The 25,621-nt window shown below is 71.9% G+C and carries 22 protein-coding genes and 1 pseudogene; 19 read left to right on the forward strand and 4 right to left on the reverse strand.

Annotation, left to right across the window (positions count from 1 at the left end):
- Positions 1-88 precede the first annotated feature (88 nt).
- Entirely contained in the window at positions 89-814 is a 726-nt protein-coding gene (locus EOT10_RS13615; RefSeq protein ID WP_127828429.1) for a FadR/GntR family transcriptional regulator, read from the reverse strand.
- Positions 815-900: 86 nt separating this feature from the next.
- Here EOT10_RS13615 and EOT10_RS13620 point away from each other — a divergent pair, with 86 nt between their 5' ends.
- The 6 genes and pseudogenes from EOT10_RS13620 to EOT10_RS13645 all read left to right on the forward strand — a co-directional run bounded on the left by EOT10_RS13620 (position 901) and on the right by EOT10_RS13645 (position 8,281).
- Entirely contained in the window at positions 901-2,277 is a 1,377-nt protein-coding gene (locus tag EOT10_RS13620; RefSeq protein WP_127828430.1) for a glutamine synthetase family protein, read from the forward strand.
- Between the two features lie 63 nt (positions 2,278-2,340).
- A pseudogene (locus EOT10_RS13625) lies at positions 2,341-3,717 on the forward strand (aldehyde dehydrogenase family protein); the annotation flags it as partial.
- Complete coding sequence (locus tag EOT10_RS13630; RefSeq protein ID WP_127828432.1) at positions 3,714-4,493, forward strand: 3-oxoacyl-ACP reductase; 780 nt, start codon at positions 3,714-3,716, stop codon at positions 4,491-4,493. The pseudogene EOT10_RS13625 and the gene EOT10_RS13630, both read left to right, overlap by 4 nt.
- 120 nt (positions 4,494-4,613) lie before the next feature.
- Complete coding sequence (locus EOT10_RS13635) at positions 4,614-5,906, forward strand: HAD family hydrolase (protein WP_127828433.1); 1,293 nt, start codon at positions 4,614-4,616, stop codon at positions 5,904-5,906.
- Positions 5,907-6,000: 94 nt separating this feature from the next.
- Positions 6,001-7,296 (forward strand): HAD family hydrolase, encoded by a 1,296-nt coding sequence (locus tag EOT10_RS13640; protein WP_431313285.1) that lies wholly within the window; start codon positions 6,001-6,003, stop codon positions 7,294-7,296.
- A 34-nt stretch (positions 7,297-7,330) separates the two neighbouring features.
- A complete protein-coding gene (locus EOT10_RS13645; protein ID WP_127828609.1) occupies positions 7,331-8,281 on the forward strand; it encodes a DUF2510 domain-containing protein in 951 nt (316 codons plus the stop codon).
- A gap of 15 nt (positions 8,282-8,296) precedes the next feature.
- Here EOT10_RS13645 and EOT10_RS13650 read toward each other — a convergent pair whose 3' ends face one another.
- Positions 8,297-9,499, reverse strand: a complete 1,203-nt coding sequence (locus tag EOT10_RS13650; RefSeq protein WP_127828434.1) for an amino acid deaminase/aldolase — start codon at positions 9,497-9,499, stop codon at positions 8,297-8,299.
- A gap of 353 nt (positions 9,500-9,852) precedes the next feature.
- Here EOT10_RS13650 and EOT10_RS41290 point away from each other — a divergent pair, with 353 nt between their 5' ends.
- From EOT10_RS41290 to EOT10_RS13665, 3 genes are read left to right on the forward strand one after another with little or no spacing between them, the layout of a single operon-like run.
- Positions 9,853-11,193 (forward strand): hypothetical protein, encoded by a 1,341-nt coding sequence (locus tag EOT10_RS41290; protein ID WP_223280962.1) that lies wholly within the window; start codon positions 9,853-9,855, stop codon positions 11,191-11,193.
- Positions 11,190-12,359: a type VII secretion-associated serine protease mycosin gene (gene mycP, locus EOT10_RS13660; protein WP_127828435.1), complete on the forward strand. Its 1,170-nt coding sequence runs from the start codon at positions 11,190-11,192 to the stop codon at positions 12,357-12,359. Before EOT10_RS41290 ends, mycP begins: the two co-directional genes overlap by 4 nt.
- A 36-nt stretch (positions 12,360-12,395) precedes the next feature.
- A complete protein-coding gene (locus EOT10_RS13665; RefSeq protein ID WP_127828436.1) occupies positions 12,396-13,127 on the forward strand; it encodes an SseB family protein in 732 nt (243 codons plus the stop codon).
- 110 nt (positions 13,128-13,237) lie between these two features.
- Here EOT10_RS13665 and EOT10_RS13670 read toward each other — a convergent pair whose 3' ends face one another.
- The gene (locus EOT10_RS13670) at positions 13,238-13,600 is read right to left on the reverse strand and encodes a DUF1844 domain-containing protein (RefSeq protein WP_127828437.1); all 363 of its coding nucleotides are present in this window, start codon (positions 13,598-13,600) and stop codon (positions 13,238-13,240) included.
- 349 nt (positions 13,601-13,949) lie between these two features.
- Between EOT10_RS13670 and infC the strand changes: the two genes are divergently transcribed.
- From infC to EOT10_RS13720, 10 genes are all read left to right on the forward strand, one after another.
- Complete coding sequence (infC, locus tag EOT10_RS13675) at positions 13,950-14,681, forward strand: translation initiation factor IF-3 (RefSeq protein WP_127828611.1); 732 nt, start codon at positions 13,950-13,952, stop codon at positions 14,679-14,681.
- Between the two features lie 118 nt (positions 14,682-14,799).
- Positions 14,800-14,994, forward strand: coding sequence for a 50S ribosomal protein L35 (gene rpmI / locus EOT10_RS13680; RefSeq protein ID WP_100597076.1), 195 nt, complete (start codon positions 14,800-14,802; stop codon positions 14,992-14,994).
- A gap of 96 nt (positions 14,995-15,090) precedes the next feature.
- Positions 15,091-15,474, forward strand: a complete 384-nt coding sequence (rplT, locus tag EOT10_RS13685; protein WP_127828438.1) for a 50S ribosomal protein L20 — start codon at positions 15,091-15,093, stop codon at positions 15,472-15,474.
- 173 nt (positions 15,475-15,647) lie between these two features.
- A complete protein-coding gene (locus EOT10_RS13690; protein ID WP_127828439.1) occupies positions 15,648-16,493 on the forward strand; it encodes a TrmH family RNA methyltransferase in 846 nt (281 codons plus the stop codon).
- A gap of 55 nt (positions 16,494-16,548) precedes the next feature.
- Complete coding sequence (locus EOT10_RS13695; protein WP_127828440.1) at positions 16,549-17,703, forward strand: sensor histidine kinase; 1,155 nt, start codon at positions 16,549-16,551, stop codon at positions 17,701-17,703.
- Positions 17,704-17,842: 139 nt separating this feature from the next.
- On the forward strand, positions 17,843-18,967 hold the full coding sequence (gene pheS / locus EOT10_RS13700) for a phenylalanine--tRNA ligase subunit alpha (RefSeq protein WP_127828441.1): 1,125 nt from the start codon (positions 17,843-17,845) through the stop codon (positions 18,965-18,967).
- Entirely contained in the window at positions 18,967-21,477 is a 2,511-nt protein-coding gene (pheT, locus tag EOT10_RS13705; protein WP_127828442.1) for a phenylalanine--tRNA ligase subunit beta, read from the forward strand. The genes pheS and pheT overlap by 1 nt, the downstream gene beginning before the upstream one ends.
- Positions 21,478-21,820: 343 nt before the next feature.
- Positions 21,821-22,921, forward strand: a complete 1,101-nt coding sequence (locus tag EOT10_RS13710; protein ID WP_127828443.1) for a PP2C family protein-serine/threonine phosphatase — start codon at positions 21,821-21,823, stop codon at positions 22,919-22,921.
- A gap of 264 nt (positions 22,922-23,185) precedes the next feature.
- On the forward strand, positions 23,186-24,526 hold the full coding sequence (locus EOT10_RS13715; RefSeq protein WP_127828444.1) for an NsdA family TPR-like regulatory protein: 1,341 nt from the start codon (positions 23,186-23,188) through the stop codon (positions 24,524-24,526).
- Positions 24,527-24,600: 74 nt separating this feature from the next.
- A complete protein-coding gene (locus EOT10_RS13720; RefSeq protein WP_127828445.1) occupies positions 24,601-25,143 on the forward strand; it encodes an NUDIX domain-containing protein in 543 nt (180 codons plus the stop codon).
- An 8-nt stretch (positions 25,144-25,151) separates the two neighbouring features.
- Here the strand turns inward: EOT10_RS13720 and EOT10_RS13725 are convergent, their stop codons facing one another.
- Complete coding sequence (locus EOT10_RS13725; RefSeq protein WP_127828446.1) at positions 25,152-25,409, reverse strand: hypothetical protein; 258 nt, start codon at positions 25,407-25,409, stop codon at positions 25,152-25,154.
- Positions 25,410-25,621: the final 212 nt, after the last annotated feature.

Here is a 25,621-nt window from a genome sequence, read left to right on the forward strand (position 1 = left end):
ATGGAATGGATCCATACCTTTGCGGGGAGCGTGCGAAGAAATCAAGACCCCTGCGTTACATGCCGGTTAATCACCCCTCGGATCTGCGTCAGGTCAGGAAGCCCCGCAGGAGAGCGGCCGTCCCGGCGCAGTGCTCGCGCATCATCTCCCGCGCCCCGTCCGCGTCCCCGTCGAGCACGGCCTCCACCAGGGCCGTGTGCTGGCGCTGTGAATGTTCCAGGTTCCGTACCAAGAGCGGGATGCAGTCGAGCAGGTCGTTGACCGTCGCGCGCACCGCCGCGTACTGGGCCGTGAGCGTGGGTGAGCCGCACAGTTCGGCGAGCGTGAGGTGCAGGAGGGTGTCGAGGCGCCGGTAGTCGGCGAGCGGCGCGTCATGGGTGCGGGCCAGGGCGTCGCGCAGCCGGTCCGCCTGCTCGTCCGTGAGGCCGTGCGCGGCGCACAGCCCCGCCGCCCCCACCTCCAGGACCTCGCGGAAGCGCAGCGCGTCCTCCACGTCGACGTCCTTCAGGCGGCGGCGCAGCTCGTCCTCGCCCGGCGTGTCCGTGCGCGCCACGACGAACGTGCCGCCGTAGCGCCCGCGCCGCGACTCCACCAGGCCCTGGTCCTGGAGCACCTTCAGGACCTCCCGCAGCGTGACCCGGCTGATTCCGAGCCGGTCCGCCAACTCCCGCTCCGACGGCAGGCGTTCACCCCCCGGCACCAGGCCGAGCCGGACGACCTGGAGGATCTGCTCCAGGGCCTCCTCGAATCCGTTGCCCGCCCGCACCGGCCGCAGCACCGGCGTGAGCCGGTCGTCGCCCTCGGTGTGCGACATATGGCCGTACCCCCTTCCCAAGCAATGGTTCTCCGCAATACCTTATGGCTTCCGGCTGACCGAAGAAGCCCGAAGGAGGCCTTCCCGTGGCAGACCGCACAGCCCCGCTCGGCGTCGAGGAGCTCACGTCCCTCGTCGAGAGCGGAGAGATCGACACTGTCGTCCTGGCCTTCCCCGATATGCAAGGGCGGCTCCAGGGCAAGCGGTTCGCCGCCCGCTTCTTCCTCGACGACGTCCTCGCCCACGGCACGGAGGGCTGCAACTACCTCCTCGCCGTCGACACCGAGATGAACACCGTCGACGGCTACCAGATGTCCTCCTGGGACCGCGGCTACGGCGACTTCGCCATGCACGCCGACCTCAGCACCCTGCGCCGCGTCCCCTGGAACGACGGCACCGCGATGCTCATCGCCGACCTCGCGTGGAACGACGGCTCGCCCGTCGTCGCCGCCCCCCGGCAGATCCTGCGCCGCCAGCTCGACCGGCTCGCCGAACTCGGCTACACCGCCCACGTCGGCACGGAACTCGAGTTCATCGTCTTCAAGGACACCTACGAGCAGGCCTGGGACGCGGGTTACAAGAACCTGACCCCGGCCAACCAGTACAACGTCGACTACTCGGTCCTCGGCACCGGCCGCATCGAGCCGCTGCTGCGCCGCATCCGCAACGACATGGCCGCGGCTGGCCTCGTCGTCGAGTCCGCCAAGGGCGAGTGCAACCCCGGCCAGCACGAGATCGTGTTCCGCTACGACGAAGCCCTCGTCACCTGCGACCAGCACGCCATCTACAAGACCGGCGCCAAGGAGATCGCGGCCCAGGAGGGCGTCTCGCTCACCTTCATGGCCAAGTTCAACGAGCGCGAGGGCAACTCCTGTCACATCCACCTCTCGCTCCAGTCCATCGACCAGCCCGGCACCAACGTCATGGCGGGCACCGCCGACGACCCCGGCGGCATGTCGCCGGTCATGCGGCACTTCCTCGCCGGCCAGCTCGCCGCGCTGCGCGACTTCTCCCTGCTCTACGCGCCCAACATCAACTCGTACAAGCGGTTCCAGCCCGGCTCCTTCGCGCCGACCGCCGCCGCGTGGGGCTACGACAACCGCACCTGCGCCCTGCGCGTCGTCGGCCACGGCCCCTCCCTGCGCTTCGAGAACCGGCTGCCCGGCGGCGACGTCAACCCGCACCTCGCGGTCGCCGGACTCGTGGCCGCCGGCCTGTACGGCATCGAGCAGAAGCTCGAACTGCCCGAGGAATGCACCGGGAACGCGTACACGGGCGAGTACGCGCACGTCCCCACCACCCTGCGCGAAGCCGCCGAACTGTGGGAGACCAGCCCCATCGCCAAGGCCGCGTTCGGTGACGAGGTCGTCGCGCACTACCGCAACATGGCGCGGGTCGAACTGGACGCGTTCGACGCCGCCGTCACCGACTGGGAACTCCGCCGGTCCTTCGAAAGGCTCTAGGACGAATGACTTCAGGGCGAATGACTTCAGGGCGAACGGCTTCAAGGCGAATGGCTTCAAGGCGAAAGGCTTAGCGTGCACGACATCCTCAACCCGGCGACCGAAGAAGTCATCGCCACCATCCACGGGACCTCCCGCGACCAGGTCGACGCCGCCGTCCTACGGGCCCACCGGGCGCAGCGCACCTGGGCCGCCGCCGCCCCGGCCGACCGGGCCCGGCTCCTGCGCCGCTTCGCCGCCGTCGTCGACGAGCACAACGAGGAACTCGCCCGCCTGGAGGTCCGCGAGGCGGGCCACACCCTCGGCAACGCCCGCTGGGAGGCCGGCAACGTCCGCGACCTGCTCGACTACACGGCTGGGGGAGTGGAACGCCTGACCGGCCGCCAGATCCCGGTCGCCGGCGGCCTCGACATCACGATCCTCGAACCCCTCGGCGTCGTCGGCGTCATCGCGCCGTGGAACTTCCCCATGCCCATCGCGGCCTGGGGCACGGCCCCCGCGCTCGCCGCCGGGAACGCCGTCATCCTCAAGCCCGCCGAGACGACCCCGCTCACCGCGCTCCGCCTGGCCGAACTCGCCCTGGAGGCAGGCCTTCCCGAGTACCTCTTCCAGGTCCTTCCTGGCGCCGGGGACGTGACAGGAGCCGCCCTCGTCGAGCACCCCGGCATCGCCAAGATCGTGTTCACCGGCTCCACCCGCGTCGGCAAGCAGATCATGGCGAAGTGCGCCGACCAGGTGAAGCGGGTGACCCTCGAACTCGGCGGCAAGAGCCCGAACATCGTCTTCGCCGACGCCGACATCGAGGCGGCCGCCGCGGCCACCCCCATGTCGTTCCTGGACAACGCGGGCCAGGACTGCTGCGCCCGCACCCGCATCCTCGTCCAGCGGTCCGTGTACGACCGGTTCCTCGCCCTGCTCGCCCCCGCGATCGAGTCCGTCGTCGTCGGCGACCCCTCCGACGAGAAGACCCAGATGGGCCCCCTCATCTCCAAGTCCCAGCTGGAACGGGTCCGTTCGTACGTCGACGGGGGAGCGGAGGCCATCAGGGGCAGCGCCCCCGAGGGCGCCGGATTCTGGTTCCCGCCGACCGTGCTCACCGCCACGGCCCCCGACGCGCCCGCCGCCGCGGAGGAGGTCTTCGGACCGGTCGCCGTCGTGCTGCCCTTCGACGACGAGGCCGACGCCGTCCGCCTCGCCAACGCCACCGAGTACGGCCTCTCCGGATCCCTGTGGACCCGTGATGTGGGCCGCGCCCTGCGCGTCGCCGGGGCGGTGCGCGCCGGGAACCTGTCGGTCAACTCCCACTCCAGCGTCCGCTACTCCACGCCGTTCGGGGGCTACAAGCAGTCCGGCGTCGGCCGCGAACTGGGCCCGGACGCCCTCACCGCCTTCACCGAAACCAAGAACGTCTTCATCAGCACGGAGGGTCCCGCACAGTGACTGAGAACATCTGCCGCCGCCTCACCGGCCGTACCGCCGTCATCACCGGGGCCGGCAGCGGCATCGGACTCGCCACCGCCCGCCGCCTCGCCTCCGAGGGCGCGAACGTCGTGTGCGCCGACATCGACGAGACCGCCGGCAAGAAGGCCGCCGAGGAGGTCGGCGGCACCTTCGTCCAGGTCGACGTCACCGACGCCGAACAGGTCGAGGCCCTCTTCAAGACCGCGTTCGACACCTACGGCTCGGTCGACATCGCCTTCAACAACGCCGGGATCTCGCCCCCCGACGACGACTCCATCCTGGAGACGGGCCTGGAGGCCTGGAAGCGCGTCCAGGAGGTCAACCTCACCTCCGTCTACCTGTGCTGCAAGGCCGCCATCCCCTACATGCGCCGGCAGGGCAAGGGCTCCATCATCAACACCGCCTCGTTCGTGGCCCGGATGGGCGCGGCCACCTCCCAGATCTCGTACACCGCCTCCAAGGGCGGCGTCCTCGCCATGTCCCGCGAGCTCGGCGTGCAGTTCGCCCGCGAGGGGATCAGGGTCAACGCCCTGTGCCCGGGCCCGGTCAACACCCCGCTCCTCCAGGAGCTGTTCGCCAAGGACCCGGAGCGCGCCGCGCGCCGCCTGGTGCACATCCCGGTCGGCCGCTTCGCGCAGGCAGAGGAGATCGCCGCCGCCGTGGCCTTCCTCGCGAGCGACGACTCCTCGTTCGTGAACGCCACCGACTTCCTGGTCGACGGCGGCATCTCGGGCGCGTACGTCACGCCCATGTAGTCCAGAACGGGCAGTCCGGCCCGGGTGGTTCACCCCCGGGTAGTTCACCCCCCAGCAACCCACCCGACAGCCGGGCGTCGCACGACGCCCGGCTGTCCTGCGTAGACAGGGATGGTGTTCATGAAGATCAAGTACCGCTGGTCCGCGGCCGCCGCCGCGCTCGCCCTCACGGCTGCCGGAGTCGCCGCCGGAGCCGTCACCGCCCAGGCCACCACCACGGCCGGGTCCACGCCCGGCGCCCGATGCCCCCGGCTCACCGTCTCGGCGGGCTGGTACGGCGACAACAAGACAAGACTCCAGCAGCTCATCGACACCTACGGCCGCTGCGGCGACCCCCACCCCAAGGGCGCCAAGCCCGTCGCCGTCTTCGACTGGGACAACACGGTCGTCAAGAACGACGTCGGCGACGCGACCATGTTCTGGCTCCTGCGCAACAGCCGGATCCGCACCCCCGAGCGCGGCGACTGGCACACCACCAGCCGCTACCTCACCGACCCCGCCGCAAAAGCGCTCGCGGCGGCCTGCCCCTCGACCGGCGCCACCCTGCCGACCGCCACCGACACCGCCTGCGCCGACGAGATCGCCTCGGTCTACGGCGAGGGCACCACGACCGGCGGCGCGAGCGCCTTCGCGGGCTTCGACCACCGCCGCATCGAGCCCCAGTACGCCTGGCTCGCCCAGCTCATGCAGGGCTGGAGCACCGCCCAGGTCAAGGAGTTCGCCGCCGCGGCCCGCGAGCAGAACCTCGCCGCACCCGTCGGCACCGAGCAGCAGGTCGGCAGCGGCAAGGCCACCGGCTGGGTGCGCTACTACGACCAGCAGCGCGACCTGATCGGCACCCTCAAGAAGGCGGGCTTCGACGTCTGGATCGTCTCCGCGTCCCCCGAGCCGATCGCCGAGGTCTGGTCGAAGGGCGTGGGCGTCGACGCCCAGCACACCGTCGGCATCCGCAACGTCACCGCGAACGGCCGCCTCACCCCGCACCTCAAGGGCTGCGGAAGCGTCCGCGACGGCGACGACTCGATGATCACGTACATCGACGGCAAGCGCTGCTGGATCAACCAGGAGATCCTCGGCGTGCACGGCCCGGCCGCCGAGCGGGTCCAACCCGCCGACCGGCGGCAGGTGTTCGCCGCCGGGGACTCCGACACCGACATCTCGTTCCTGCGCGACGCCACCGGCCTGCGGCTCGTCCTGAACCGCAACAAGAACGAACTGATGTGCCGCGCCTACGACAACGCCGACGGCCGCTGGCTGGTCAACCCGATGTTCCTCCAGCCGAAGGGCCACAAGGCCACCCCGTACCCGTGCGCGAGCACCGGCTACACGGCCTCCGACGGCACCCCCGCGCCGGTGCGCCGCGCCGACGGGACCGTCGTACCGGATCAGGCCGACACGGTGTACGGATCCTGAACTCCCCCTGAACGGTGGATGTACGGTGCATGCCAGCCGGGTCGGTCGCCGACCGGCCCGGCCCACCCGCACCCGCCAGCCAGCGGAGGTTCACTTGCGTACCCGCCGAACAAGCAGAACGCTCGCCGCCCTCCTCGCCACGGGCGCCGCCGCGGCCCTGGCCTGTGTGCCGGCCGCCGCGGCGCCCGCCGGCGCCCCGTCCGCGCACGACCGCTGCCCCCAGCTGTCGAAGAAGCCGACCTGGCACGGCGACAACCGCGACCGGCTCCAGCGCGTGATCGACGAGCGCGGCACTTGCTCGGGACACGGCGGGCACCACGGCCCGCGCCCCGTCGCCGCGTTCGACTGGGACAACACCGTCTCCAAGAACGACGTCACCGACGCGACCGTCGCCTGGTCGCTCAGACACGACAAGATCCTCCGGCCCGCGAGCTGGCGGCAGACCAGCAAGTGGCTGACCGACGACGCCGGCAAGGCCCTCACCGCCGCCTGCGGCACGGCCGTCCCCGTCGGCGCCCCCCTGCCGACGTCCACGGACACCGACTGCACCGACGAGATCTTCAACATCCGTGAATCCGGCAGGACCATGAGCGGCGCCGCCGCCTTCGCCGGCGAGTGGAACCACCGCCGCACCGTCCCCCAGTACGCCTGGGTGCCCCAGCTCTTCGCCGGACACACCGTGCCCGAACTGGAGTCGTACGCGGCCGCCGCCCGCGAGGAGGCCCTCGCCGCCCCCGTCGGCTCCACCCAGACCCTCGGCACCCACACCATCCCCGGCTACGTCCGCTACTACGAGCAGCAGCGCGACCTCATCCGCACGCTCCAGAAGGCCGGGTTCGACGTCTACATCGTGTCGGCGGGGTCCGAGCCCGTCACCGAGGTGTGGTCGAAGGGAGTGGGGATCGACCGTGAGCACACCATCGCCATCAGGTCGGTCCTGGACTCCCGCGGCCGCATCACCACGTACAACGAGGGCTGCGGCGGCACCGGCCGCACCCAGGGCGAAGCCATCCCGTACATCGACGGCAAACGCTGCTGGGTCAACCAGGACATCTTCCACGTCAAGGGCAAGGCGGCCTGGGAGAAGCAGAGTTGGGGCAAGCGCATCGCGCTCGGCGGCGGGGACGCCGACACCGACGTCACCTTCGTCGGCGACGCCACCGGCGCGCACCTCGTGCTCAACCGCAACAAGAACGAGCTGATGTGCCGCGCCTACGACAACGCCGACGGCCGCTGGGTCGCCAACCCCATGTTCATCGATCCGCTGCCGCAGAAGCAGGGCCTCTACCCCTGCTCCACGGCCGCGTACAACAAGCCCGAGGGCGGCTTCGGACCCCTCACGCGCGACGACGGCTCCGTCGTGCCCGACCAGCGGGACTCGGTGTACTGACCTTCCTCGCGCCACCTAGAGTGCCGGGATGAGCATGACGCCCCCGCCCGGCTGGTACCCGGACCCCACGGCCCCGCCCGCCGAACGCTGGTGGGACGGGGCCGCGTGGACCGAACACCGGCGGCAGCCGCAGAGTGCCGCGGCACCCGCTCAGCAGGGTTTCGGGCCGCCCGCGCAGCCCCCGGGCGGGCCCGGCGGCGGTGGTGGCGGGAGCCGCGCCAGGGTCATCGCCATGGCGGCCGCCGGAATCGTGCTCGTCGCCTCGATCGCCACCGGCGTCGTCGTACTCGGCAAGGGCGACGACAAGCCCGAGGCGCGCACCGGCCCCACCACCGCGGCTCCCACCACCGCGGCCCCTTCGACCGCGGCCCCTTCGACCGCGGAGCCGAGCCCCACGCCCACGGAGGACGCGTCCACCGTCGTCGACCAGCTCAACGGCATCACGCTCCCCGTCCTCGACGGCTGGCAGAAGGCCGAGAACGTCGTCGACGACGACATGCTGATCACCACCCCGCGCACCTACGACTGCCCCGGCGACTCGGGCCTGTGCCGGCACGGCACCGTCGTCTCCCGCACCGTCACCGGAACCGACGAGACCTCGCCCGAAGCCGTCGCCAAGAAGGACATCAAGGACGCCGCCGACGCCTCCTACGACAAGAACGGCATCAACCAGCAGCCCTTCGGCGGCATCGAGTCGCACCAGCAGGTCGCCGCCCGCCAGACCGCCGTCGCCGGGCGCGCCGGCTACCTCGTCCGCTGGAAGGTCAGGACCGCGAAGGGACCCGGCGGCTACGTCGAGTCCGTCGTCTTCCCCTCCAGCGTCGGCTCCGAGTCCCTGGTCGCCGTCCGCATCACCGTCGACGCGGGCCCGGACGCGCCGCCGCTCTCCGACATCGACCGCATCGTCAAGGGCATCGAGGCGGTCGGCGACAGCGGGTCGGACGGCGGCGTGGGCAGCAGCATCGGCCCCACCGTCACGCCTTAGCGTCTTTCAGGGTTCTCAGAGGAACGTGTAGCCCTCGCCCCGGTACGTCGGCACGGTCGCCGTCACCGTGTCCCCCTCCACCAGGCGCAGCACGTCGAACCGCTCGCACAGCTCCCCGGCCTTCGCGTGCCGGAACCACACCTTGTCGCCGATCAGCAGGTCGTCGGCGGGCGCCCCGAGCAGCGGCGTCTGCACCTCGCCCGGCCCCTCCTGCGGGTCGTAACGCAGCCCCTCCGGCAGATACGGCACCGGCAGCCGGTCCGCCCCCGCCGCGCCCGACGCCGGATACCCGCCGCCCAGCACGGTCACGACCCCGACGCCGGGGCGGCGCACCACGGGCTGCGCGAACAGGGCGGCGGGCCGGCCCGTGAACGACGTGTAGTTGTCGAACAGGCGCGGCACATAGAGCCCCGAGCCAGCCGCGATCTCGGTCACCGCACGCTCGGCCGCGGTGTGCTGCACACTGCCCGTGCCGCCGCCGTTCACGAACTCCAGGTCCGGCGCCACCGTCCGTACCGCGCGCACCACTTCGGCCCGCCGCACGGCCAGCTCCTTACGGGCCGCGGCCTGCATCAGACGGATCGCCCGCGACCGCACGGGCCGCCCTGCGATCGCGTCACCGACCCCCGCGACATGCCCCTCGTACGCCATCACACCCACGAGCCGGAACCCGGGCCGCCGGGCCACCGCGCGTGCCATGTCGGCGACTTGGGCGGGCGAGCGGAGCGGGGAGCGGCGGGCGCCGACGCGCACGCGGCCACCGAGCACCTGCCACGACGTGTCCAGCTCCAGACAGACCCGGATCTCCTCGCCCCCGCCGTCCCGCGCGTCGTCGACAAGCCGCAGCTGCGCCGGGTCGTCCACCATCACCGTGACGGCGGCGGCGAGCTTCGGGTCGTGCGCGAGCTCCGCGAAACCGGCGCGGTCCGCCGACGGATAGGCCAGCAGCACGTCCTCGAACCCGGAGCGGGCCAGCCACAGCGACTCGGCGAGCGTGAACGACATGATCCCGGCGAAGCCCTCGCGGGCCAGGACCCGTTCGAGCAGCGCCCGGCAGCGCACCGACTTGCTCGCGACCCGGATCGGTTTTCCGGCCGCCCGCCTCACCAGGTCGTCCGCATTGGCGTCGAAGGCGTCCAGATCGACGATCGCGACCGGGGCGTCGAGGTGAGCGGTGGCCCGGTCGTAGCGGGCCCTGTCGGCTGCACGGGGTGTCATGGCCGAAGCCTGCCAGACACGATTACCGCGGGGTAGGGGGAGGATCCGGGCAGATCGTCCTGACCTGCGGCACGGGTTCCCTGCGGGGCCGCGTCAGCCCGTAGAGTGACGCGGACGCAGGACGAGCAGGGGACGGGGAACGGGGAGGCATGACCACGCAAGCGCGCCGCGCGCCGATCCCACCGCGCCCCTCCCAGCCCCCCACGCACCGGGCGGACTTGCCCGCCATGCAGCCCGTGCCGTCCGGGTCGCCCGCGTCGCCTACGCCGTCTGCGCCGTCTGCGTTGAACGGGCCGTCCGCGCAGCCCACGCCATCTGTGCCGTCCGCGCCGAGCGGGCCGTCCGTGCAGCCCATGCCTTCCGCGCCGTCCACGCAGCCCATGCCTTCCGCGTCGCCCACGCCGTCCTCGTCGAACGGGCCGATACCTCCGCGCCCCGCGCACACCCCGGCCCCCGGCCGGACGCCCCCGCCGCCCCCGGCCTCGGCCCGCTTCCCGGACGCCCCGCCGCCCACGGCCACGACGCCCGGCGCCCAGCCGCCGGCCTCGCTCCCCGGCCCCCTGCCGCCCGAGCGCCCCACGGAGACCACGACCCGGCTGCGGCCCATCAGGGACACGGCGGACGACGGTACCGGCGAAGCCACCCCGGGACGCCCGGCGGCGACACCCGCCACCGCCGACCCGAACCGCTCCACCCCGCCTGCCGCTCCCGGCCACCCGGCCATCTCCTCACCGGCGTCCACCCCTGACCCCGGCCCCCGCCTCCCGTCCGCCCGCACCCCCGGCGCGGACAGCCCGGCCCTGCCCCCCGCCGGACCCCGTCGTCCCGTCGGCGCCGTCGATCTCACCCCGGGGCCCGGCGCCGGCAGGCCCTTCGTCGTCTTCGCGCGGCCCGCCTCGTACGACGACAGCACCACCCGGCTGCGTCCCGTCGGTACCCGGACACGGCCCCGCGTCGCGGCCGCCGCCGCATGCGCCGTGCTCGGCCTCGGCCTCATCGGCGGTGCGGCGACCGGGAGTTGGCTGACCGGGGACAGCGGCGGCAGCATCGGCTCGCCGAGCACGTACGCCACCGCCGGAACCCTCTGGCACAGCATCCCCGTCGACCGGCTCTTCCCGCCCGTCATCAAGGGCGACGGCGCGGGCCCCGGCGGCGCCGACCGCACCTGGACCCGTATCGCCGTCGCCCCGGACAGCACCTGCGAGAACGCCTTCGACCCGCTCCTGCGGAAGGCGCTCAGGCCGGCCGGCTGCCTGCGGCTCCTGCGCGCCACCTACACCGACGCCACCCGCAGCCACCTCACCACCGTCGGCCTGCTGTTCACCAAGGCGGACGCCGACGCCATGCTGGCGCTGCACAGCCGGTTCGCCGAGGACGGCCTCGACCGCAGGACCGACCTCATGCCCCGCGCGTACGGGGCCGAGGGTACCCTCGCCGCCGGTTTCGGCGACGCCCAGCGGGCCTCCTGGTCCGTCTCCGTCCTCACCGACGCCCCGGTCGTCGTCTACGCGGTCTCCGGCTTCGCCGACGGCCGCACCGTCACCGACCCGCAGCCCGCCGCCAAGGCCATGGAGTCCACCGGCGTCACCGCCGCCGCACAGGCCGGCCTCGGCTTCGAGGCGCAAGGCGTCGCGGACCGCGTCGAACGCCGCCTGCGCGCCACCGTCGCCAGGGCCACCGAGGAACCGTCATGACCCGCACGGCCGCCACCCGGCGGAACACCGTCACCGCCCTCACGGCCGCCGCCACCCTCGCGCTGCTCCCGTCCACCACCGCCCACGCCGACTCCATCCGCGCCCAGGAGTGGGGCCTGGAGGCCATGCACACCGAGCAGGCCTGGCGGACGACCAAGGGCAAGGGCATCACCGTCGCCGTCCTCGACACCGGCGTGGACGGCACCCACCCCGACCTCAAGGGCAACGTCCTGCCCGCCAAGGACTTCGTCGGCATCGGAGCCGAGCGGGGCGACCGCTCCTGGGCCCGGCACGGCACCGCCATGGCCGGGATCATCGCCGGGCACGGCCATGGCCCGGGCGGCGGCGACGGCGTGATCGGCATCGCCCCCGAGGCGAAGATCCTGCCCGTCCGCGTGATCCTCGAGGACGGTGACCCGGCCCGCAAACGTGCCCGCACCACCCGGGGCAACGCACTCGCCGAGGGCATCCGCTGGGCCGCCGACCACGGCGCCGACGTCATCAACCTCTCCCTCGGCGACGACTCCGCGACCGCCCACCCGGAACCCTCCGAGGACTCCGCGATCCAGTACGCCCTCAAGAAGGGCTCCGTCGTCGTCGCCTCCGCGGGCAACGGCGGCAAGAAGGGCGACCACGTCTCCTACCCGGCCGCGTACCCCGGCGTGATCACCGCCACCGCCGTCGACCGCTTCCTCCACCGCGCCCCCTTCTCCACCCGCCGCTGGTACGCCACCGTCAGCGCCCCCGGCAACGCCATCGCGATCGCCGACCCCGACCGCACGTACTACTCGGGCTGGGGCACCAGCGCCGCCTCCGCGTTCGTGTCCGGCGCCGTCGCCCTCGTCCGCGCGGCCCACCCCGGCCTCACGCCCGCGCAGATCAAGCGGCTCCTCGAGGACACCGCCCGCGACGCCCCCTCCGGCGGCCACGACGACTCCCTCGGCTTCGGCTTCGTCGACCCGGCCGCCGCGATCCGCGAGGGCGGCTCCGTCAAGCCCGAGGGCCTGCACGCCGCCTCGTACGCGAAGCGTTACTTCGGCCCCGGTCCCGACGCGGCCGACGACGACGCGGGCACCGGCTGGGCGGGCCCCGTCACCGGCGGACTCGGCGTGGTGCTCCTCACGGCCGCCGTGTACCTGTGGCGCGGCCGCCGCACCCTCCGCTGAGAACATCGGGCCGCAGGGTCGGTAGGGTCGGTGAACGTGGCGAACAAGAACATTCCCGACCCCGGCTTCTCCGACGACGACGGCTCCGCGGACCCGCGCCTGAGCGCGGCCCTCGCCGCGTGGGCCGGGGACCGCACGGCGCACGGCCCGGTCCTCGCGGCCCTCAAGGACGCACGGCTCCTCGTCCCCATGGTCGCCGTGCTCGGCGAGGTGGAGGAGGACGAGAACGGGCTGCGCCGCGAGAAGACGAGCGACATGGCCGTGCCCACGCTCACCGCCGGCGACCGCAAGGCCCTGCCCGCGTTCACGTCCACGGAGTCCCTGGCCCGCTGGGACCCGGCGGCCCGCCCCGTCGCCGTCCCCCTGTACCAGGCGCTCCAGGCCGCCGCGCACGAGAAGGCCGACACTCTCGTCATCGACCTCGCGGGCCCCGTCGCCTACGAGCTCACCGGTGCCGCCCTGCGCGCCGCCTCCGAGGGCCGCACCAGCGCCGAACCCCTCGCCGACCCGGCCGTCACGGAGGCGGTCCGTGCCGCCGTAGCCGCCGAGCCCGGCGTGCTGCGCGCCCACCTGGGCCCGGGCAGCGCTGACGGCATCCTGGCGCTCGTCATCGACCCGGCGGCCGACACCGCAGAGACCGCCCGCGCCGTGGCCGAGCGCATCGCCGCCGACGAAACACTGAGGGCCCGCCTGGTACGGGGCCTCGACCTGGCACTCCTGCCGACCGAGACCACCCCACCGGGCGAGCCCTTGTACGTGCGCCCCTGAAAGTGCGCTCCCTGAAATGTGCGCCCCGTAAGGGGCGCGGGGCCGTGACATATGCGGCTCCGCCGCGTGGGCGCGACCAGCCACAACCGGCCGATCGTCACGACGACGACCTAGCCGTAAATGGCGCCCGTGTACTTCTCTCCAGGCCCCTGCCCCGGCTCGTCCGGTACGAAGGACGCCTCGCGGAAGGCAAGCTGCAAGGACTTCAGTCCATCCCGCAGCGGCGCCGCGTGGAACGAGCTGATCTCCGTCGCGCTGGCGTCAAGCAGCCCGGCGAGAGCGTGAACCAGCTTGCGGGCCTCGTCCAGGTCCTTGTGGGCGTCGCCCTCCTCGGTGAGGCCGAGCTTCACCGCGGCGGCGCTCATCAGGTTGACCGCGACCGTCACGATCACCTCGACGGCGGGAACCTCGGCGATGTCCCGGGTCAGGGCGTCGTAGTCAGTGTTTTCGGCGGCGGGGGTGGCGTCATTCATGCGTCACACGATAAGCCGCCCGCGCACCCGGTTGGGCCCACCCCCCGGGAGCTGCTAACCTTGTGTAACGACCGGCCGGACACGCATGCCAGTGGCTTGAGTGACCGGCCCACAAGTGGAGGCTCCGATCTCCCACCTGGCCGCCCCTAGGGGCGGCGGGTCACCGGTCAGACGGTCCCCATCGTTCCGTACGGACGATGGAACCGTCCGATGTGCGCCCCGCGGTCACCGCGGCGGTGCTCCGGTATTCCTTGGAGCCCCGCCTGTGTACCGTCCGGGGCATTTTTTATGTGCCGGCGCGGTTGGTACTTACGAAAACAGACGTTACGCGGCGGTCCGCCAGACCGTCGTGTGGTGCTACCGAGGAGGATCCATCAGCGCCGAGCCCCGCATCAACGACCGGATTCGCGTTCCCGAAGTGCGACTTGTCGGTCCCAGCGGCGAGCAGGTCGGGATTGTTCCGCTTGCCAAGGCCCTTGAGCTTGCTCAGGAGTACGACCTCGACCTCGTCGAGGTGGCGGCGACAGCCCGTCCGCCCGTCTGCAAGCTCATGGACTACGGCAAGTTCAAGTACGAGTCGGCCATGAAGGCCCGTGAGGCGCGCAAGAACCAGGCGCACACGGTCATCAAGGAGATGAAGCTCCGGCCGAAGATCGACCCGCACGACTATGACACCAAGAAGGGTCACGTCGTCCGGTTCCTCAAGCAGGGCGACAAGGTCAAGATCACGATCATGTTCCGTGGTCGCGAGCAGTCCAGGCCGGAGCTCGGCTACCGACTGCTGCAGCGTCTCGCTTCGGACGTCGAGGACCTCGGGTTCATCGAGTCGAACCCGAAGCAGGACGGCCGAAACATGATCATGGTTCTCGGTCCGCACAAGAAGAAGACCGAGGCCATGGCCGAGGCCCGCGAGGCCCAGGAGGCCCGCAAGGCCGAGCAGAAGGCCCAGCCGACGCACGGTCGCACCCAGCGTGCCACCGATGACGCCGCTGAGTCCGAGGCTCAGTCCGAGGCCCCGGCCGAGGCGACCGACGAGGCCCCTGCTGCAGAGGCCCCGGCCGAGGCTTCCGCCGAGGCCTGATCCGGTCACGTACAGCCCGTACGGACCGGATGCCAACCGATACATCTGGACGTTTCCGTATGCCGGTCCGCACCCCGGACCGGCAGGGAAGCGCCACTGACGAGGAGAGAACGGCGCTATGCCGAAGAACAAGACGCACAGCGGTGCCAGCAAGCGCTTCAAGATCACCGGCTCCGGCAAGGTGCTCCGTGAGCGCGCCGGCAAGCGCCACCTGCTCGAGCACAAGTCGTCCCGCGTGACGCGCCGCCTCACCGGCACGGTCGAGCTGGCCCCGGGCGACGCCAAGAAGATCAAGAAGCTTCTCGGCAAGTGAGTTCCGGCGCGCACAGCGCGCCAGAGCTCGCACCGGGACCCAATCGAATTCGGGCCGTGTGAGTCCAACCACGGCCCCGCTACAAGGAGTCAACTAGTGGCACGCGTCAAGCGCGCAGTCAACGCGCACAAGAAGCGTCGGGCGATCCTCGAGGCCGCCAGCGGTTACCGCGGTCAGCGTTCGCGCCTGTACCGCAAGGCCAAGGAGCAGGTCACCCACTCCCTGGTCTACAACTACAACGACCGCAAGAAGCGCAAGGGCGACTTCCGTCAGCTGTGGATCCAGCGCATCAACGCCGCTGCCCGCCAGAACGGCATGACGTACAACCGCCTCATCCAGGGTCTCAAGGCCGCCAACATCGAGGTGGACCGCAAGATCCTCGCCGAGCTGGCCGTCAACGACTCGAACGCCTTCGCGGCGCTGGTCGAGGTTGCGCAGAAGGCGCTTCCGGCGGACGTGAACGCGCCCAAGGCTGCGTGACGCTCCGCTTTTAGCTGGATGCTTACCGGACCCGCAGGCCTTTGGCTTGCGGGTCCGATTGCGTCCGTTGTTGTCTGCCGGTTGTGGGGGTTGATCGCGCAGTTCCCCGCGCCCCTGACAGGGCGCATGTGTACCGCCCCCAACCCGTTCCCGCCCCCCTCGAAGGTGAGTTAATGGCCGTCGGCCCCGAGTTGATCTCTCCCAAGTCCTCCCGTGTCAGTGCCGCTCGGCGGCTCGCTCGGCGGAACTTCCGGGGGAAGGAGCGGCTCTTCCTGGCCGAGGGGCCGCAGGCCGTGCGGGAGGCCGTCGTGCACTCCGACACCCTCGTCGAGCTGTTCGCCACCCCCGACGCCGCCGAGCGTTACGCGGACATCGTCGCGGAGGCGCAGGGCGCCGGGGCCCGGGTGCACCTCGCCGACGAGGACGTCATCGCCGACATCTCGACGACCGTCACCCCGCAGGGCCTCGTCGGGGTCTGCCGCTTCCTGGACACCCCCTTCGACACGATCCTCGCCGCGCGCCCGAAGCTCGTCGCCGTCCTCGCGCACGTGCGTGACCCCGGGAACGCCGGCACCGTCCTGCGCTGCGCCGACGCCGCCGGAGCCGACGCCGTCGTCCTGACCGACGCCTCCGTCGACCTCTACAACCCCAAGTCGGTGCGGGCGTCCGTGGGCTCGCTGTTCCATCTGCCGGTCGCCGTCGGCGTACCCGTGGAGCGGGCCGTGCAGGGGCTCAAGGAGGCGGGCGTGCGGATCCTCGCCGCCGACGGTGCGGGGGAGGACGACCTCGACACCGAGCTCGACCGCGGCACCATGGGCACCCCCACCGCCTGGATCTTCGGCAACGAGGCCTGGGGACTCCCGGAGGAGACCCGCGCACTCGCCGACGCCGTCGTGCGCGTCCCGATCCACGGCAAGGCCGAGAGCCTGAACCTCGCCACGGCCGCCGCCGTCTGCCTGTACGCCTCCGCGCGTGCACAGCGTGCCCCCGGAGGGTGCCGCTCCGTCACCCCCAGCTAGTAGTGTGGCGAGCTCGGAGGCCACAGCGTCCCTCCGAGAGGTGGGATACGGGGATATGAGCGTCGGCACGAGCAGAGCACCGGGGGCACCAGGCACCCTGCGCCGCCCCGCGGCCCGGTGCGGCCCCGGCGACCCTGACGCCCTCGCCGACCTCGGTGTCCACCCGGACGACCTGCCCGACGGACTCGTCGTCGCCGACGAGAGCGGACACGTCATCTGCTTCAACGCGGCGGCCGTCCGGATCACCGCCGTCCCCGCCGCCGAAGCCCTCGGCCGCCCGCTGGAGCGCGTCCTCCCCTTAGAGGACCTCGAAGGCCGCCGCTGGTGGCAGCTGACCGACCCGTACGGCGGCCTCGCCACCCGCCGGGGACAGCCCGAGCGCAATCTGCTGCTGCCCGGCGCCCGCGAAGTCCTCGTCTCCGCGCGCTACGTGCGCAGCGCGCCCACCGGGCCCGTCCGCCGCGTCATCGTCTCCCTGCGCGACACGGAGGCCCGCCGCCGCACCGAGCGCAGCCACGCCGAGCTGATCGCGACCGTCGCCCATGAACTGCGCTCGCCCCTGACCTCCGTGAAGGGCTTCACCGCGACGCTGCTCGCCAAGTGGGAGCGGTTCACCGACGACCAGAAGAAGCTGATGCTGGAGACCGTCGACGCCGACGCGAACCGGGTCACGCGGCTCATCGCCGAGCTCCTCGACATCTCCCGCATCGACTCGGGCCGCCTCGAAGTGCGCCGCCAGCCCGTCGACATCGGCGCCGCCGTGGGCCGCCACATCCAGGCCCACGTCGCCTCCGGACAGGCCGCCGACCGTTTCCTCATCCGGGTGGAACACCCGCTGCCCGACCTCTGGGCGGACCCGGACAAGATCGACCAGGTCCTGAGCAACCTCCTGGAAAACGCAGTGCGCCACGGCGAGGGAACGGTCACCATCGACGTCATGCCCTCGGCATCACCCCGCGAGCGGGAGGACGCCGGCACGTCGGTCACCGTGAGCGACGAGGGCCCCGGCATCCCGGAGGAGTCCATGAACCGCGTCTTCACCCGCTTCTGGCGGGGCAGCAAGCGCGGCGGCACCGGACTCGGCCTGTACATCGTCAAAGGCATCGTCGAGGCCCACGGCGGGACCATCACGGTCGGTCGCGCGCCCCGCGGCGGCGCCCAGTTCCGATTTACGTTGCCCGTGGGGGCCCCGGCGTATCTGACCGCCTGAGCGGACCCCACGGGCGCATCGGTACACCCCACCCCCGTTAGACTCGGTCTTTGGCACTTTGCGTCCCAATCCTGAGACGAATCGTCTCCGAGTCGTGGACGGGGACCATCCGCCAAACCAACCGGAAGCACGGGAAGAGATGTCGGCACCGAATAAGTCGTACGACCCTGTTGAGGTCGAGGCCTTGAAACCGGAAGAGATCGAGCGCATGCGGGACGAGGCGCTCGCCGCCTTCGCGGCCGCGGACTCCCTCGACGCGCTCCAGGAGGCCAAGGTCGCCCACACCGGCGGCACCTCCCCCCTGTCGCTCGCCAACCGCGAGATCGGCGCCCTGCCCCCGCACGCCAAGGCCGAGGCCGGCAAGCGCGTCGGCATGGCCCGCGGCGCCGTCAGCAAGGCGTTCGCCGCCCGTCAGGCGGAGCTCGAGGCCGAGCGCGACGCCCGCGTCCTGGTCGAGGAGGCGGTGGACGTCACGCTGCCCTACGACCGGACCCCGGCCGGCGCCCGCCACCCCCTGACCACGCTCTCGGAGCGCATCGAGGACGTCTTCGTGGCCATGGGCTACGAGGTCGCCGAGGGCCCCGAGGTCGAGGCGGAGTGGTTCAACTTCGACGCGCTGAACATCGGCCCCGACCACCCGGCGCGGGGCATGCAGGACACGTTCTTCGTCCAGGGCCCCAAGGGCCGCGAGACGGAGTCGAACGTCGTCCTGCGCACCCACACGTCTCCCGTGCAGATCCGGTCCATGCTCGACCGCGAGCCGCCGGTCTACGTGATCTGCCCGGGCCGCGTGTACCGCTCCGACGAGCTGGACGCCACGCACACCCCGGTGTTCATGCAGGTCGAGCTGCTCGCCGTCGACGAGGGCCTGACCATGTCTGACCTCAAGGGCACCCTCGACCACATGGTCCAGGCGCTCTTCGGCGAGGGCATGACGACCCGCCTGCGCCCCAACTTCTTCCCGTTCACCGAGCCGTCCGCCGAGATGGACATGGTCTGCTACGTGTGCCGCGGCGAGTCCGTCGGCAACCCGGACCGGCCGTGCCGCACCTGCTCCTCCGAGGGCTGGATCGAGCTCGGCGGCTGCGGAATGGTCAACCCCAAGGTGCTGACCGCGGCGGGCATCGACCCGGAGAAGTACAGCGGATTCGCCTTCGGGTTCGGCATCGAGCGGATGCTGATGTTCCGCCACAACGTCGAAGACATGCGAGACATGGTCGAGGGTGACGTCCGGTTCACCCGGCCGTTCGGGATGGAGATCTGATGCGTATCCCGCTTTCCTGGCTGCGGGAGTACGTCGATCTCCCCGCCACCGAAACCGGCCGTGACCTGCAGGAGAAGCTGGTCTCCAGCGGTCTTGAGGTCGAGACCGTCGAGCAGCTCGGCGCCGGCCTCAAGGGCCCCCTCGTCGTCGGTCAGGTGCTGACCATCGAGGAGCTGGAGGGCTTCAAGAAGCCCATCCGCTTCTGCACCGTCGACGTCGGTCAGGCCAATGGCACCGGCGAACCGCAGGAGATCGTCTGCGGCGCCCGTAACTTCGCCGTCGGCGACAAGGTCGTCGTGGTCCTGCCGGGCGCCGTGCTGCCCGGCGACTTCGCGATCGCCGCGCGCAAGACGTACGGCCGTACCTCGCACGGCATGATCTGCTCCGGCGACGAGCTGGGCATGGGCGACGACGGGTCGGGCGGCATCATCGTGCTGCCGCCCGAACACGAGGTCGGCACCGACGCGATCGAGCTCCTGGAGCTGGTCGACGAGGTCCTCGACATCGCCGTCACGGCGAACCGCGGCGACTGCCTGTCGCTGCGCGGCGTCGCCCGAGAGGCCGCCATCGCGTACGGCATCCCGCTGCGCGACCCGGCGCTCCTCGACGTACCCGGCCCGAACGCGCACGGCTACCCCGTGCAGATCTCCGAGCCGGCCGGCTGCGACCGCTTCACCGCGCGCACCGTCACCGGCCTGAGCCCCGAGGCCCGCTCCCCGATCTGGCTCAAGCGCCGCCTGCAGAAGGCGGGCATGCGCCCGATCTCGCTCGCCGTCGACATCACCAACTACGTGATGCTGGAGCTCGGCCAGCCCCTGCATGCCTACGACCGTTCCCTCGTGCAGGGCACGATCGGCGTGCGCCGGGCCGAGCAGGGCGAGAAGTTCACGACCCTCGACGGCGCCAAGCGTGTCCTCGACGCCGAGGACCTGGTGATCACCGACGAGCGTGGCCCGATCGGCCTCGCCGGTGTCATGGGCGGCGCGAACACGGAGATCGCCGACCACGACGCCGAGGCCGGCACCTCCGACGTCGTCATCGAGGCCGCGCACTTCGACCCCGTGTCGATCGCCCGCACCGCGCGCCGCCACAAGCTGTCCTCCGAGGCGTCCAAGCGCTTCGAGCGCGGCGTCGACCCGATGGCCGCGTCCGCCGCGGCCCAGCGCGTCGTCGACCTCCTCGTGCTGCTCGCGGGCGGCACCGCGGAGGAGGGCGTCACCGAGGTCATCGCGCCCTCCGCGCCGCACACCATCACGCTCCCGGCGGACCACCCCGACAAGGTCGCGGGCGTCACCTACGGCCGCGAGACCGTGGTGCGCCGCCTCCAGCAGGTCGGCTGCGACGTGTACGGGCAGGACAACCTCACGGTCACCGTGCCGTCGTGGCGTCCCGACCTGGCCGACCCGAACGACCTGGCCGAAGAGGTCATCCGGCTCGAGGGCTACGAGAACCTGCCCTCGACGCTGCCGAGGCCCCCGGCGGGCCGCGGTCTGACCGGGCGCCAGCGCCTGCACCGCCGTGTCGGCCGCGCCCTGGCCGGCGCCGGCTACGTCGAGGCGCTGAACTACCCGTTCATCAGCGACGAGACGCTCGCCAAGCTCGGCATCGAGAAGGACGACCCGCGCCGCACCACGGTCAAGCTGGTCAACCCCCTCTCCGACGAGGAGCCCGCGCTCCGTACGACGCTGCTTCCGGGCCTTCTGGAGGCGCTGCGGCGCAACGACGGGCGTGGTTCGCACGACCTGGCGCTCTTCGAGACCGGCCTGGTCTTCCGGCCGACCGGCGACGAGCCCCAGGCGGTGCGCCTGCCCGTCGACCGTCGTCCCACGGACGAGGAGATCGCCGAGCTCGACGCCGCGCTGCCGCGTCAGCCGCGCCGTGCCGCGGTCGTCCTCACGGGCGCCCGTGAGCAGGCCGGCTGGTGGGGCAAGGGCCGTCCGGCCGACTGGGCGGACGCCGTCGAGGCGGCCCGCACCATCGCCCGCGAGGCCGGTGTCGAGCTGACCGTGCGCGGCGACCAGCACGCGCCCTGGCACCCGGGCCGGTGCGCCGCGCTGTCCGTCGTGGTGGACGGTGAGGAGATCCTCGCCGGTCACGCCGGTGAGCTGCACCCGCGCGTCATCAAGGCCCTGCACCTGCCCGAGCGCAGCTGCGCGATGGAGGTCGACCTCGACGTCCTGGAGCGGGCCGGTACGGGCGCGGTCCAGGCGCCGCGGATCTCCACGTTCCCCGTGGCCACGCAGGATGTCGCGCTCGTCGTCGACGCGGCTGTTCCGGCGGCGGAGGTGGAGAGCGCGCTGCGCGAGGGTGCGGGTGAACTCCTCGAGTCGCTCCGTCTGTTCGACGTGTTCACGGGCGAGCAGCTGGGTGAGGGGCGCAAGTCCCTGGCGTATGCGCTGCGCTTCCGTGCGGGCGACCGGACGCTGACCGTCGACGAGGCGTCCGCGGCTCGTGACGCGGCGGTTTCGCTGGCCGCTGAGCGTACGGGGGCGGTGCTGCGCGGGGCGTGACGTTCCGCTCGGCGGTTCCATCGTTTGTGCGGGGAGCTGTGTGACGTTGGCCGCGGGTTGTTCGTGGCCGGGGTTGCGCAGTTCCCCGCGCCCCTTTTCAGGGGCGTGCGTGGCTGGGGTTGCGCCCACGCGGCGGAGCCGCATGTGTCACGGCCCCGCGCCCCTTGTCAGGGGCCTGTGCGTGGCCCTTTCTGGGCGCATAAATGCAGGCTTCCGTAGGGTTCCTCACTCGTTTGGGTGACAAGTGGGGGCGATCTGGCCCTCTTCGGGCAGGTGGTGGACAGAATCGTTCCGGTCCGCCGGGCCTACCGCGCTGAGCTGGGCCTTAGGGAGGCCGCCAGCAATGATCCGTATCCGTCACAGGACGCCCTCCCGCCCCCGTACCCCTCGCTTGTGCCGCGCTCTCGATCTGGCGCTGCCCACGGCGTGGGGCGCCGTGGCGATCACCTTCAAGCTGGCCTGTCCGCTGGCCCAGCAGTCCGGGCTCGGCGCGCGCATCGTGTCCAGCGCCGTCTTCTTCGCCGTGGGGACCGGCCTGATACTCCATGTGCGGCGCGGGTTCCTGCGCGAACTGCACCAGCTGCGCCGGATCGCGGGGGCCGCGCAGAACGTACTGCTGCGCCCGCTGCCGCCCCGCATCGACGGACTCGCGGTCGCCGCGGGACAGCTCTCGGCCGACCGGGGCGCCACCGTCGGCGGTGACCTGTACGAGGTCGTCGCCACCGACCACGGTGTGCGCATCGTCATGGGGGACGTGCGCGGACACGGCCTGGCCGCCCTCGCGACCGTGGCCGCCGTCCTCGGCAGCTTCCGCGAGGCCGCGCACGACGAGGCCGAACTGGCCTGTGTGCTGCGGAGACTGGAGCGGGCCATGGCCCGGCATCTGCGGGAGCGCGCCCGGGACGAGCACCCCGCGGCGGGCGGCGCCGAACCGGTCAGCCCGGTCGCGGAGGAGTTCGTCACCGTACTGCTCCTGGAGATCCGGGGGGACGGTGAGGTGATCGCCCTCAACTGCGGGCACCCGTGGCCGTATCTGCTGCGCAGCCGCGTGGGTTCCGCGCCCGGGGCAGCGCGCGGGTACGCCGAACCGGTCGCGGGCGGCGATCCCCTGCCGCCGCTCGGCCCGTTCCCGCTGCCGGCCGAACTGCCCGTCGTCGCGTGCGGGCGGCTGCTTCCCGGGGAGGGGCTCCTGCTGCACACCGACGGGCTCGAGGACGCGCGGGACGCCCGCGGCCGGTTCTTCCCGCTGCAGGCCGCGCTCGCCGAGGCCGTCCGCGTCCAGCCGGTGGTCCCGCAGGCCGTCATCCGTACCGTGTACGACCGACTCCTGCGCCACACCGGCGGGTTACCGGCCGACGACGCCGCGCTGCTCGTCCTGCGCAACGACCGCAGGAGGGTTCCCGTGCAGCACGGGGAGCCGAGGGTCCACAGCGGCGCCAAATGAACGAGCGGCCCCGGGGCTCCCGGGGCGCGCCGTCCGTCGGCCACGGAGTGTCGGGCAGGCGGCCGGACGGACGGCGCGAAGCGGGCCGCCGCACTGTATGAGGGGGAGCCGGCGGCCCGGCGGGCCTCTTACGAGGCAGTTCAGTCAATCGAGTTGCATCACGCCACAAAAGAGTGCGCAACACCCGGATTCGGGCACTCGGTTCACACCCCGTGTGAAGCCCGCTCCACTACGCTGTCGGCACCGAGCCACCGGAGAGCATCCATGCAGCCCAACACCCTGCTCGACGCGATCCTCGACGAGGCCGGGATCTCCCACGCCGGCCTCGCCGCGCACGTGAACCAGGCGGGCCGGGCCCGGGGTCTCGCCCTGCGCTACGAACACACCGCCGTGGCCCGGTGGTTGAAGGGTCAGCGGCCGCGCGGCCAGGTACCCGACCTGATCTGCGAAGTGCTCGCGTCCCGGCTGCACCGGCCCGTCACCCTCGACGACATCGGCCTCGGCGTGCCCGGCGAACCGGCGGGCACGCACGGCCAGACCCTCTCCGGATTCGTCGAACGCGCCACCGCCCTGTGGCGCTCCGACGAACAGCAGCGCCCCCACATACTCGGCGCGCCGGCCGTCACGGGGACCCCGGCCGTGATGCCCGTATGGGAGTGGGAGAACCCGCCCGAGGACACCGACGTGTCGCGCGGCGGGCGGCACCGGGTCAGCCACACCGACCTGGAGATGATGCGCTCGGCCCGCACGCACTACGAGCAGATGTACCGCAAGGCCGGCGGCATCGCGACGCGCACCCGCATCGTCGGCTTCCTCAACGCCGAGGCGGCGCCCCTGCTGCGCGGCAGCTACACCGACGCGACCGGACGCCAACTGCACCGCGCCACCGGCGGGTTGGTCGCCATCGCCGGGATCTGCGCCTACGACTCCGACGCGCACGGCCTCGCCCAGCGCTACTTCCACCAGGCCCTGCGCCTCGCCAAGGCGAGCGGGGACCGGGGGCTCGGCGCGTACGTCATAGCCCTGCTGGTCAACCAGGCGCTCCACATGCGTGAGTACCGGCAGTCGGTGGCCTTCGCGGAGGCGGCGCTGCGGGCCGCGGGACGCCACATCACGCCCGCCCTCGCATCGGATCTGTACGCGATGCAGGCGAAGGCGTACGCACACCTCGGCGACGGCACCAGCGCCCTGTCCTGCATCCGGCGTGCCGAGTCGGCCGCCGACCGCATCCGGCGCGGACACGAACCGGACGAGACGGGATATGTGCAGCCCGGACTCGTCAACGTACAAGTGGCGGAAGCCCTGTTGAGCCTCGGTGACCTCGCCGCGGCGCGCGAGCACGCGGCCGCGGCCGTGCACAATCCGGCCCATGACCGGGGACGGGTGCACCGCCTGGCCATGCTCAGCCAGATCGAACTGAGGCAGGGCAACGCCGAGAAGGCGGTCGCGATCGCGGTCGAGATGGCCGAGCAGGCACGCGGAATGGAGTCACAGCGGCTGCGCGACAGACTCCGGGCGGTACGCGAACACCTGGTGCGCAACGGCTGTGCCGGCACGGCCGAGGCCGCCGAACTCATCGACGGGGCACTGCGCGTACCGCTCTGAGCCGTCCCCGCACCGCTCTCTCCCGCTCCGCTGCTGCGATATTGCCATCTAACTCGGCGGAAGGTGGCAGAACCGTGCAGTGGACGAAACAAGACGAGCAAACCGTGTATGAAAACCGCTGGTTCAGGGTCAATCTCGCGGACGTCGAACTGCCGGACGGCCGGCATCTGGACCACTTCGTCATACGGCTGCGGCCCGTCGCCGTGGCCACCGTGGTCAACGACGCGAACGAGGTGCTGCTCCTGTGGCGGCACCGCTTCATCACCGACAGCTGGGGCTGGGAGCTCCCGGCCGGGGTGGTCGAGGACGGCGAAGACATCGTTGCCGCGGCCGCCAGGGAACTCGAGGAGGAGACCGGCTGGCGGCCGGGACCCTTACGCCACCTGATGAGCGTGGAGCCGTCCAACGGGCTCGAGGACGCCCGGCACCACGTCTACTGGGCCGAGGAGGGGGTGTACGTCGGCCATCCCGAGGACGACTTCGAGTCGGACCGCCGGGAGTGGGTCCCCCTCAAGCTCGTCCCCGACATGGTCGCCCGCGGTGAGGTCCCGGCCGCCAACATGGCGGCGGCGCTGCTGATGCTGCACCATCTCCGGCTCGGGCAGGACGGACCCTGAGGCCCGCCCTAGTGACCGAGTGCCTGCCAGAGCGTGAGGGCGAGGGCGCCGGCCGCGGTGAGCGCGGTGACGGCCTGCAGCGGCCAGCGGGTGTGTTCGAGTGCGGCGACCCGGGTGTTCAGGTCGTCCTGTTCCTTCACGCTCTGCTCGTCGCGCTGGGTGAGCAGCGCCAGCCTGCCGTCGACGCGGGCCAGGCCCACATCGAGGCTGCGGCGTAACTCAGCGAGTTCTTCCGGGACCACGGGACGCTCGGGGTCGGCGGTCACGGGTCGGCTCCTTTCCGTAGCGGAACACATCTCTTGTCCTACGCACGGAAAGTCAACTCGCCTGGTGGGTGCGGCGGGAGAGTGTGCGATGGGCATATGCGAGCCCGGTGCGCACACCCTGTGCGAATGGTTCGGGCCCAGCACTCCGAAGAGCGCCGGGCCCGAAACCGCCGGTCACACAGAGTCAACGGCAGGTGATCACGTGTACTGCG

The sequence above is a fragment of the Streptomyces antnestii genome, from assembly GCF_004005495.1.
GTDB classification, from domain to species: domain Bacteria; phylum Actinomycetota; class Actinomycetes; order Streptomycetales; family Streptomycetaceae; genus Streptomyces; species Streptomyces antnestii.